The sequence below is a fragment of the Pontibacter liquoris genome, from assembly GCF_022758235.1.
Lineage (GTDB): Bacteria > Bacteroidota > Bacteroidia > Cytophagales > Hymenobacteraceae > Pontibacter > Pontibacter liquoris.
The window spans coordinates 383,773-395,937 of the sequence record NZ_JALEBG010000003.1 but is presented as its reverse complement, the minus strand read 5'-3'; the positions used below and the strand labels follow the sequence as shown (position 1 = coordinate 395,937).

Below are 12,165 nucleotides of genomic sequence, written 5' to 3'. Positions count from 1 at the left end.
TGTTTCAGAATCCAAAGGGTTATTTTTATGAAGATTGGAAAATTAATCGTTCCGTGTCTGATGCTTTTGATGGCCGCCGCCTGCAACAGCCAAACAGATAAAGCCTCCGCAGATGCAGTAGTAAAAACAGGTAACACGGAAAGTAAGCTCAAAGCCTCACTGGATCCAGGCAATTTCGCCAGGGAGCTTGACGGCAAGCAGGTGCAGCTTTACTTCCTGAAGAACAGGAACGGGCTGGAGATGGCCGTTACCAACTATGGCGCAAAGGTCGTGTCGTTGCTTGTGCCGGACAAGCAGGGGCAGTTTGCGGATATAGTGCTGGGGTTTGATGACCTGGATGGCTATCTGAAGGCCAACGAACCTTATTTTGGAGCAGCGATCGGGCGCTACGGAAACCGCATTGCGCACGGGAAATTTACACTGAACGGAAAGCCGTATACCTTAGCAACCAATAACGCATCAAACCACCTGCACGGGGGCACAAAAGGCTTTAATGCGCAGGTATGGGATGCCAAACAGGTGAACGACCAGACGATCGAGTTCACGCGCCTTTCGCCGGATGGCGAAGAAGGGTACCCGGGCAACCTGCAGGTTAAGATGGTTTATTCTCTGACAGATGACAATGAGTTTAAAATTACCTACGCAGCAGAAACCGATCAGCCAACGGTTATCAACCTGACGCATCACTCCTTTTTTAACCTGCACGGGGCCGGCAACGGAAGTATAAACGATCATGTGCTGATGATCAATGCCGACAAGTATACGCCTGTAGATAACACGTTGATCCCCACCGGGCAAATTGCAAATGTTGTAGGAACCCCGATGGACTTTAACAGGCCTACCGCGATAGGCAAAAGAGTAGCAGAAGACTTTGAGCAATTAAAATTCGGGAAAGGCTACGACCATAACTGGGTGCTGAAAGACAGCAGCAACCCTAATAAGCTGGCAGCAACGGTGTGGGAGCCCGGGAGCGGCCGGTACATGGAAGTATACACCACGGAGCCCGGGCTGCAGTTCTATGGTGGCAACTTTCTGGATGGCAAGGACAAAGGAAAAGGAGGCAAGCCTTATAACTTCAGATCCGCCTTTTGCCTCGAAACGCAACACTTCCCCGATTCACCCAACCAGCCCGCTTTCCCATCTACCCTCCTGCAGCCGGGAGAGAAGTATGAGCACACCGCTGTTTATAAGTTCTCTGTAAAGTAAAAAGCCTGTTGCTGCGCCCTAATCCAAACACCCTGGTCCCCATGAGAATACCCTTGCTTATCGTCTTGCTGATGTTCGTCAGCGCTCTTACGCACGCTCAGAAAAACACGCCTGCTCAACAGGTAAAAATAGGCTTGCTGGATAGCGGCCTGCCCGCCGATGAGCAGGCGGCAGTGGATGCTTTCTTACAGGAACAGCAGGATTTTGAAACTGTAAGGCTCCGTTTTGACCGCTTAAAAAAGGGCAAAGCTTTAAAGAAAGCTGGCATAACGCATGTCTGGATTCACAAGCTTTCCATGAAGCGCGGCACTAAGCAGGAGGTCGAAGCCGGGCATACGCTGAAGGAGTTTGTCAGGAATGGAGGCACGCTCCTCCTCTCGATGGAAGCCGTACAGCTGCTGAACGACTGGGGTATTGAAAAGCACACGTTTGAGGTAAAAACAGATACTGTCAAAGACGAAGGATTCGGTCGACCGCTTGGCTTTCACTCCTTTAAGTCCCATCCTGTTTTTGAGGGACTACAGGGAGGAGCTTATTCCTGGAAAGCAAAGGAAGATCATGTAATAAGAAAGATCGGCTTTTTTGAGGATAACCTGCCAGATACTACTATCGCAAAAGTGATTGGAACAGAGTGGACGTACATCACTTTCCATGAAAACAGCAAGCTTGTGCTGGAATACCAGCTTGGCAAAGGGAAAATAATAGCGGTAGGCGCCTATTCCTACTTTGCACCCGCAAACTTTAACACGCTGCAGCTTCACCGATTCTATCGAAATCTGTTCCGCTATACGGCTGGGCAAATCAACACCATTACACCGCGCTACTGGAGCTATGCTGCACAAAAAGTAGAACCTTTAAAACGAAAGTTTCCTCACACAGGTGTAGTACCGGCCTCGCCATGGCAGCTGCCGGCACTTACTCTTCAAATCGAAAGACAGAAAGCCACAGAGGATTTTGTCAGCCTTGCCGGCCGGCGCATGCTGGCTATGGGAAAACAAAAGGGCGGGATTGACGAGATATGGTCTCATCCTTTTATGTCGTTCAGGGATATAGCGGCAGCCGTGTTGTTGAAGGGCGCTGATTCGGTCATCTGGCTTAATCAACTTACGCCTTCGGTAATCATTTCGCCGGAGCTGCTGATCAGAGAGTATACCATCAACGGCATTAAACTAAGGGAAATTACAACCGTTTCGATGGACAAGCCCCTGGCAACGATCCATTACGAGTGGGAGGGTGCCGCTATCGACAAGATATTTCTTAAGTATACTTCTAACTTTCGCTATATGTGGCCTTACTCTTCCAAAGCCACTTCTTCCATCCACTTTGTCTGGTCTCCGGAGATGAACGCTGCAGTAGGCGCAGCCCAGGGGGGCGATCTGGCAAGTATTATGGGCTTCAGCAGCAAACCACAAACATACGCGTTAGGCCAGTTCAATGGCTTTACCTATCAGAACGGTCAGTTTACAGGTAACAAAACGGATCTTATACAGCTAAGCGGTCTCTTCAGCTTTGATGCCAGTGAGGCAAAGGGGAAGCTTAATGCTTACGTAGTGGCAGGTAGCGAGGGCCTGGACGAGGCCGTTGCGCTATACCATCAGCAGTCCGGCGAGTTTAACAGCCTGTTCCGGAAGTCTTCTGATTATTATGCGGCTTTGTTACACAACAGCCTGATGGTGACTACTCCTGATGAAACGTTTAACACCGGGTATAAATGGGCGCTGGCGCGCACAGATCAGTTCCTGCAGGAGACCCCCGGCCTGGGAACCTCGCTGATGGCCGGTTTCGGAACCACGGCACGCGGCTGGGGCGGCGGGCAAAAAATCAGTGGGCGTCCGGGCTATGCCTGGTATTTTGGAAGAGATGCCCAATGGAGTGGCATGGCCATCAATGCTTATGGAGGGCACAAAATGGTAAAGAAGGCGCTGGATGTGTTTGTGGAATACCAGGACCTGACGGGCAAAATATACCATGAGCTAACCTCCAGCGGGGCGGTACATTATGATGCATCGGACGCTACGCCCCTGTTTGTGGTATTGGCGGCACATTATCTGAAGTATTCGGGTGATCTGGACTACATCCGTTCGATTTGGCCTTCCTTAAAAAAGGCGATGGACTTTTGTTACAGCACGGATACCGATGGCGACGGCCTGATAGAGATCACCAACGTAGGGCATGGCTGGATTGAAGGCGGACCCCTTTTTGGGGCGCACACCGAAGTTTACCTCGCTGGTTGCTGGGTGGCAGCGCTCGATGCTGCTTCCTACATGTCGGGTGCTCTGGAAGACGATGGCCTGGCAAAATCCTACCAAAAAGACGCTGTTAACGTGCGTAAGATCATTGACAAAGAGTTCTGGGATGAAGCGGGCCAGTATTTTTATAACGGGAAAATGCGGGATGGTACCTTCATGAAGGATGAGACGATGCTTTCAAGTGTTCCGGTTTATTTTGATGCGGTGGCTGACACTGCCAAAGCGTCCAAAACAATGGCCTCCTTTTCCAGAAATGACTATTCCACGGACTGGGGCGTGAGGATTTTACCTGAAAGCAGTGAGAAGTTTAACCCTAAAGCATATCATGCGGGTATGGTATGGCCCTTGTTCAGTGGTTTTGTTTCGCTGGCTGAGTATAAAACCGGCAACTATGTGAGTGGCTTCACGCATATGATGAACAACCTGATGCTCTACAGGCACTATGGGCTGGGGAGTACGGAAGAAACGCTCAATGGATCAGTTTATCAGTCGGCTGGGGTTTGTAGCCAGCAAGGCTGGTCGGAGACGATGGTCTTGCAACCTGTTTCGGAAGGGATGCTTGGATTAAGGCCTGATGCCTTAGCCAATATGCTGGCTTTATCACCCAGGTTTCCGTGGCACTGGAATACAGTAAACGTGGATAACATTACTTTCGGCGACCACCGGTTAAATTTGAAAATGTCTCAGACTCCCACATCCACCACCTATACCTTTAAATATGTATCAGCCGGCAAGGGGTGTGATCTTGCGTTCACTCCCGCCATTCTTCCTGGTACCCGCATTCAGAAGGTATTGGTGAACGGCAAAGAAGTGACCTTTTCCACTCATCAAGCGTCTGAAAGCATCCAGCTACTCCTTGAGCCAATACATCTGACAAATGAAACTACCATCGAAATCATCCATCAGGGGGGCACAGGTGTTTTGCCTTTGGTAAATGACCCAGTACCCGGCCATTCAAATCAGGGTGCAAAGATTGTAGGAGAATCTTTAGAAGGTAACCGCCATACCGTTGCAATCGAGGGGCTGGCAGGCAACACGTATCAGTTTAAGATACTTTCTAATACAGAGGTAAAATCTGTGGAAAAGGGAAAAATCCTTAACAAAAAAGGCAACATCTATACCATTCAGGTGACTATACCTAAGGGGGCAACTAAATATAAGGAACAGCTTGTCACCATGCATCTAAAGTCCGGCTTAGATTTGCGATCCGGAATAATGCAGCAATCGCAGGGCATGCCTGATCCGGCAAATGATTTAAGATAGGGGAAAGCGATGGCACCTCTTGCCTGGCATTGCCATACGGTCCGTGTTGTTTATGCTCTTTAAAACTCCCTGTTAAGGCTTCAACGAAAACAGATAAAATTACCTGACTTATAGCTATGAAGTATATCTTTTTGATCCTGCTACTCTTCGTTCTGACTGATTTACGGGCACAGGAACCAAGTTCTAAATGGTATAAAGGAAATACCCACGCACACTCTTATTGGAGCGATGGCGATGATTTTCCGGAAATGATCATGGACTGGTACAAAACGCATGGCTATGATTTTATTTCTCTGTCTGACCACAATACCCTTGGCGATGAGGAAAAGTGGAAACCCATTCCCAAACATCCTTTCCGCCAAAGGCGGTTTGCGGAATACCTGACAAAGTATGGCAGCAGCTGGGTAACGTATAAAACAGACTCAACAGGCCAGATCAGCGTGAAGCTGAAGACGCTGGCGGAATATCGCCCATTGTTTGAGGAAAAGGGCCGGTTCCTGATTATACAGGCCGAGGAGGTCTCGGATGGCTATGGTGGAAAGCCAATTCACATGGGGGCGATCAATGTGAAAGAACTAGTGAAACCCCAAGGGGGCAACAGTGTGGCCGAAGTGATGCAAAATAACCTGGATGCGGTTTATGAGCAGCGGCAAAGAACCGGGCAACCCATGTTTGCACATATAAACCATCCTAATTTTGAATGGGCAATCAAACTAGAGGACATGGTGCAGCTGAAAGGAGACCGGTTTTTTGAAGTTTATAACGGCCACCCGCACGTGCATAATTACGGCGATACGGCAACCATGGGAATGGAAGAGTTATGGGACAAATTGCTCATTCATTATATTCATCAGGGTAAACCGTTGTTGTATGCTTTAGCCACGGATGATTCGCACAATTACCTGGAGCATAAAATCGGCTTATCTAACCCAGGTCGGGGCTGGATTATGGTGAAGGCACAGAGCTTAACTGCAGGCGCGCTTATAGATGCGATGGAAAGGGGAGATTTTTATGCCACGACGGGAGTAGAACTGGAGGATGTTAGCTTTAAAAAAAAGACGTTAGCCGTTAAAGTTAAGCCCGTTCCAGGCATTGACTACACCATCCAATTTTGGGGAGCAGAAAAGTCAGCAGATGGCGTCAGACAAGGGGGGAAGCTGTTGAAGGAAGTAAAAGGCATAAAAGCCACCTATAAATTGCGAAAGAAAGACCTTTATGTCCGGGCAAAAATTATTTCCTCCCAGCTAAAAGAAAACCCCTATATGGAAGGAGATTTGGTTACAGCCTGGACACAGCCGGTTGCTAAGCCCTGAACGTACGGTCCCTAATTCAAGTGGGGGAGATAGCCGCTCGCGCAATTTCAACTAAACTGTTCAGCAAATGGAAGGGCGAGAGCCTCTGTTGTGCTGCTTTCAGGCCTTTTTTAGTTCCTTGCGGGTGATGATAGGAAGCAGGTAAAAGTTAAGCTGGCCCAAATGCTCGGGCTTGCACTTGCCGGCCTTCAGCTCGCAGGCTACCAGGCACTACAGCCTTCGGTGGTAAAACAGCAGGTCCACGCAGAAATCACTGTTGCCCACCTGCAGCCGGTATTCCGCCCCCACGAAGAGAAAGTCCCTGCCCAGCTCCCGGATAAAGTGCTTCATCTGTGCCAGCAGCGCCTTTTGCAGCGCTCCCTCGCTGTGTGGCTCCGGCAGGTTGAGGAACTCGAACACACAGCTGTCCTGGAAGATGTTGACCACATCCTGGTCTAACACTTTGATCGCTGGCGGCGAGCTCTGGTTACTCAGCATCACCCTTTCGAACACGCCGTTTTCCCCGTGCTCCAGATCTTTTAGAAACCGAAAACCATCTCCTGTCTTTCAGCCAATCCAGGTTGTGTCAGGTTCGCCTGCTTGCATCTTTCCTTTACAAATTCAATTAACTACCTGTCTTATGCCTTCTAAGCAGTAGGTCTTTGGATTGAATCCAAGCAGGATTGCTTATTAATCAACAACTTATGAGGTAAAACTTGTAAGTGCTTTTTAAGTGCACACAATTTGCACACAGCCACTCCGAATGTTCTACTATTATAGATTAAGGTGAGGCACTTCTCAGTACTACAGTGTTTAGCCTCATTGCTTCTCTTTACAACATCGAATTAACCTCTTTGAAGCGCTTTAGAATGTTACTAAGTCTTCTTCAGTATCCGGAAAAACGGGCTTCATCCCTTAATAAATTTAAGTCAATTTATTTTTGCTTATAAATTATCTTTCTCCTCTTTTATTTATAAATATTATATTTATATTTAGATCATATAATATATAGATACCTACCTTGTCCGATAGCAACTTTTTAGTTGAGGAATAGTGCTATCTTTCTGAAAACAAACAAATTACCTTTCATGGGGCGAATGATTCCACCGCGATACAAAGCAAATGAGCGGTCTAAAAGTGGGGGAGAAAAGAGTGTATTTAATGCCATTTCTTCTTTAGCTGAGAATGAAGACTGGATTGTTCTCCATTCTCTTTTGCTTTCTGGTCATAAAAAACATCCTCATGGAGAAACAGACTTCGTTTTTGTTTCTCCGTCTTTCGGAATTCTGATACTGGAAGTTAAAGGAGGTATTCTATCCTGCCTTAATGGTGAATGGAGTGTTACTTCATTTGGCGGGAAGAGAAATGAAATGTCTTGCCCTTTTGCACAGGCAACAGGGAATATGTACAGTCTGCGTGAACACATCATAAATTACTTTGGAAAAGAAAGCAGAGAAGCTGCACTGCCATTCCATTGGGCAGTTGTTTTTCCTGAAACCGGCAGATTTCATATTGGGACTTCTGCTCAGCAATGGCAGGTGTGTTTCCGGGAAGAATTTCAGCGTGACTTCAAAGGGTTTCTGCATAAATGTATAAAAAATTCACTCATAACTCTGGAGAGCTATAACCTATACAGAAAGACTGATCTTCCTGAACTGAATACTGTTAATAATATTATAAACTTTCTGCGTCCCGATTTTGAGCAGTATCCCAGCCTTGCAAGGCACTTGGAGGAAACAGAGGGGGAGTTGCTTCAGTTGACACATGAGCAGTACCGGGCATTAGATGAACTGCAGGATAATGCCAGATGCCTTTTCAGAGGCGGTGCAGGGGTAGGAAAAACATTTATTGCCTTGGAGGCATTCCGTCGGGCTGTAAACGCCGGCAGATCTGTATTGCTACTTACCTATAGTTCCCTGGTTAGTACTTGGATAAGATATCTGCTCAGAAATGATATAATTCCAGATGATTCAGCAGTAAAATCAATTATGGAGCTCCTGCATTGTGAACAGGGTCTGGATCCGGTAAAAGACCGTGAGCTGATTGCTGAGTATCTGCTAGAAATGGCGAATCAGGGAATAGTCTCTCCATATGATGAATTAATCATTGATGAAGGACAGGACATTATTCAGGAAAGTTTTCTGTTTGGTATAGATGCATTGGTAAAAGGAGGGCTTCAAAAAGGCACCTGGAAAATTTTCGGAGATTTTGAAAAGCAAGCTGTTTACTGGGATCTTCCTGAAGATCAGATTAACGAACTGGCAAAGATTGCGCCCAATTTTCTGAAGTTTACCCTTCTGCAGAACTGCCGGAATACAGGTAATATATTTGATTACCTTATTCCTCTTAGTGGGTTTAGTCCTGAATCGTCACCAATGAGACGAAACCAATATATGGGGGATGAAGTTGATTACTTTTTTTATAAAAACAGGCAGGAATTAATCAGTTTTCTTCAAAAAGAGATTAAGGCTCTTAAGGAAAGAGGAGCAAGCCTGTATAATATCACTGTTCTTTCTCCTGTGCCTTTCAAGGAATCAGTAGCTTCTGATCTTCTGCCTTATAAAGTTTATGATGTTGCTGCAAATCCTGACTGGTTCATTAAAAAAGATGGACTTTCTTATGCAGATATTAGATCGTTCAAGGGCCTTGAAAACAATATCATTTTTCTGACGGAGATCGAGAATTTATCAGAAATGTCCAGAAAATTATTGTACACAGCTATATCAAGGGCCAAACAAAAGCTCTTTCTCTGTCTCCCCTGGCAAATGGCTCCGGATTTTATCGGAGTATATCTGCCTTCAATTCAGAACAAAAATCTTATATAACACATATGATGCGTGAAGAAATTCTTCAGTTTCTTGAAGAAGAGATAATCGGACCAGGTTCAAGTGCCCCTGATGAGAAGAGATATGAGACGCTCCGGGATTCTCCGGCAAGTACCTATATAGCGGGCATTCTGTTTCCCCAGAAGTCGGTTACAGAAAATGAAACAGTTATAGAAGATAACACAGATCTTCCATCTGAGGGTAAACATGAAGATTCAGGAAGTGCAGATGATGAATTCTCTTCACCTATGGCTTCCGTTAAGCCATCTGCAATAGGTTTCAGTTGCTTTCTGCCCTTTACAGATAGAAAGTACCAGGTACAAATTACTTTTGGAACTTACGAACCGGAAAATAAAGAAGAGAGGTCCTCTTCCCAGAAGTACAAACGTACGCCTCATTCGGAAGAAAATATTTATCTCTCCCCTTCTTCGTTCACTGCAGAAGGGAATGTGCAGACCTTCATCGTTTATGAGGGCGATCAGTCAAGGAGTCTCTCTCTTATGGTTATCCGCAGAAGGCTGCCAAAGGATATCACAGATGCACAGGGTATCCTGTTGACTTTAAGTTTGATTAATGGCAAAGTAGCAGAAGCTGAAAAGGCTCCATCTTACAGAGATTGTTTTTTTCAGGTATGTATGTGCCTGAATGCACCAGATAATGAAACAAGAGCCTTTCTTTCTTACCCCGAAGCTGAGAAGGGGCTTTCAGAAGATGATCATATAAACAAATTATTATACCGGAAGCAGGAAATCTTTGCTGTCGGACATGGGTGCTCTCCGGTATGGGAGGCTAATACTTCACCTGAATATATCAAGACATCCTTTCTTCCAACATACCTGCTTGAAGCAATCGTACCTGCTGCTTTTGATGATCTCAGACTTGAGATGCTTCCATTTTCATTTTATGGAAACAGGAAGGAGACAATTGAAACACTAAGGTTGCTGCAGCAGAAATACATCAGCTGGATTGAAGAATTGACCGGTAAGTTAACTTCACTCAGTGAGCAGTATCAGGAATCAGCAAAGCTTAATATCAGGCGTTGTAATGAATCTTTCTCGCGGCTCAGAAAAGGTATAGATATTCTGGAGAAAGATGATAACTGCTTTAAGAGTTTCTGCCTAATGAATGAAGCCATGCTCAGGCAGCAGCTGATGTACAATATGCCCCTTCAGGAATGGCGGTTTCAGAAAGATGTGAAGGAATATGTTCTTGACGCCATAGCTCTTCCAGATTATAAAACTGAAGAAACATGGCCGGAATATGATGCTGTGAAGAAAACCTCTAAATGGGGCAAATGGCGACCTTTCCAATTAGCCTTTATTCTTATTAATGTAGAAGGTATTTCAAGACCTGAAAGCCCAGACAGGGAGGTGGTAGACCTGATATGGTTTCCAACAGGAGGTGGAAAAACTGAAGCTTATCTGGGGCTGACAGCATTTACAATCTTCTTTAACAGAATTACAGGATTGCGTACTTCCGGAACAGAGGTTATTATGCGGTATACACTGAGACTGCTCACTACACAGCAGTTTCAGAGAGCCGCCGCATTGATAACTGCCTGTGATCTTATAAGGCAGGAGCAGCAGGCATTAAAAGATTCTGAACCGATTTCAATAGGGTTATGGGTAGGAAACAGGCTGACACCCAATAAGCTTGCGGTTGCGGAGAAAGCTTTTGATAAACTGAAAGATGGGGATAATGCTAAGTACCCTTTCATAATCCTGAAATGTCCCTGCTGTGGGGCTGCCATTGGGAAAACTGGTAAAAAGATAGTTAAAGGACTGAAAAAAGATAATTTACAGGGTATTGTCTTTTCCTGTGAAAACAGTATCTGCTACTATTTTGAGAAGATTATGCCTGTTTATGTAGTAGATGAACAGTTAATAGATCGTCCGCCTACTCTTCTTATAGGTACAGTAGATAAGTTTGCTATGCTCTCCTGGGATACCAGATACAGATCCTTTTTTGGTAAAGGAGATCACCTTAATGATAAATTACCACCATCCTTAATTATTCAGGATGAACTGCACCTGATTTCGGGTCCATTAGGTTCTATGGTTGGCCACTATGAGGCAATGGTTCAGTATCTCTGCAGACCTGAAAATAAATTAACAGGAGAGCATTGGGGGCCCAAAGTGATTGCTTCTACTGCTACCATAAGCCGGGCCAAGGAGCAGATACATGCTATTTATAACTGCGGACCTGATAATGTTGCTGTGTTCCCATCCCAGGGTATAGATGCTGGTGAGTCTTTCTTTGCTCAGGTTGATACTTCTGCGCCGGGAAGATTATATGCCGGAGTATTTGCAGCTTCTTCCCCTTCAATGATCACAACTGAGGTAAGGGTTTTCGCAGCACTGCTTCAGGCTGCCGAGACCTGTTCAGGGAACGAAATGGAAAAGGATGCATACTTTACCTTGGTAGCGTATTACAATAGCCTCCGGGAATTAGGTCATGCTGTAACGCTGATGGACAGTGACGTTCCTGAACGGTTAAAGGTTCTTCATGATCGTCTGAATCTGCCCAGAGAAAAAAGGCGTTACCATTCCTATCACCGCAGAGTTGAACTGACAAGCAGACTCGAAGATGAAGAGATTCCTGTAAATCTTCAGCAACTCGAAAAGAGATTTGATTCTCCGGATTCTGTTGAAGCCTGTCTGGCAACTAATATGATTTCAGTCGGACTTGATGTTCCCCGCCTTGGATTGATGTGTGTTGTAGGTCAGCCCAAGAATACTTCAGAATACATACAGGCAACCAGCCGGGTAGGACGGGATCAGAGAAAACCAGGACTTGTTGTTGCCTTACTCCATCCTACAAAAGCACGTGACAGATCTTACTTTGAACATTTTCAGGCATATCACAGCAGGTTATATGCACATGTTGAACCAACCAGTGTAACACCCTATTCTGTCAGGGTACGTGAGCGCGCCTTAGCTGGTGTGTTGGTTGGGATGTTGAGAAACCAGGCAGTAATACAGGGACGGGATACTCCCAGAGGAATGATGTTAGACCCTCACAATGAATCAGCTTTTAACGAGGTGATCTCCTATCTAAAGGAAAGGGTTGTATCAGTAGATCCTGAAGAAGCAGATGGAATGGCTGAAAATCTTGAGAAGCTGTTACTGCAGTGGGAAGAGCGTCTGCCTGTAAGGTTCGGAAGCTTTACTGAATCAGGCATTGACGTTCCTTTAATGATACCAATGGGTACAGATGTTAATGAGAATTGGTCGTTCACTCCCTGGGAAACACCATCATCAATGAGAAATGTAGATAAATCCTGTCAGGTTTTAAGATTAAACTCTTCTGACGAATCCATTTAACAAAATA

General features: G+C 45.6%; 6 protein-coding genes. 5 read left to right on the top strand and 1 reads right to left on the bottom strand.

The genetic code is table 11. The annotated features are described in order from the left end of the window. Window positions 1-27: 27 nt before the first annotated feature. The 3 genes from LWL52_RS18660 (at window position 28) to LWL52_RS18650 (ending at window position 6,031) form a co-directional block, all read left to right on the top strand. Window positions 28-1,206, top strand: a complete 1,179-nt coding sequence (locus LWL52_RS18660; protein WP_242923146.1) for an aldose epimerase family protein — start codon at window positions 28-30, stop codon at window positions 1,204-1,206. A 41-nt stretch (window positions 1,207-1,247) separates the two neighbouring features. After that, window positions 1,248-4,718, top strand: coding sequence for an amylo-alpha-1,6-glucosidase (locus LWL52_RS18655; protein WP_242923144.1), 3,471 nt, complete (start codon window positions 1,248-1,250; stop codon window positions 4,716-4,718). A gap of 116 nt (window positions 4,719-4,834) precedes the next feature. Then, window positions 4,835-6,031 carry a CehA/McbA family metallohydrolase domain-containing protein gene (locus LWL52_RS18650; RefSeq protein ID WP_242923135.1) on the top strand — a complete coding sequence of 399 codons (1,197 nt, stop codon included), beginning with the start codon at window positions 4,835-4,837 and terminating at the stop codon, window positions 6,029-6,031. A gap of 210 nt (window positions 6,032-6,241) precedes the next feature. On the opposite strand, the gene LWL52_RS18645 is transcribed toward LWL52_RS18650, so the two are convergent. Continuing rightward, window positions 6,242-6,508: a PDDEXK nuclease domain-containing protein gene (locus LWL52_RS18645; RefSeq protein ID WP_242923819.1), complete on the bottom strand. Its 267-nt coding sequence runs from the start codon at window positions 6,506-6,508 to the stop codon at window positions 6,242-6,244. Window positions 6,509-7,098: 590 nt separating this feature from the next. On the opposite strand from LWL52_RS18645, the gene LWL52_RS18640 reads away from it, so the two are divergent. Next, window positions 7,099-8,835 (top strand): nuclease-related domain-containing DEAD/DEAH box helicase, encoded by a 1,737-nt coding sequence (locus LWL52_RS18640; protein WP_242923133.1) that lies wholly within the window; start codon window positions 7,099-7,101, stop codon window positions 8,833-8,835. Between the two features lie 5 nt (window positions 8,836-8,840). Further along, a complete protein-coding gene (locus LWL52_RS18635; RefSeq protein ID WP_242923131.1) occupies window positions 8,841-12,158 on the top strand; it encodes a helicase-related protein in 3,318 nt (1,105 codons plus the stop codon). Window positions 12,159-12,165 lie beyond the last annotated feature (7 nt).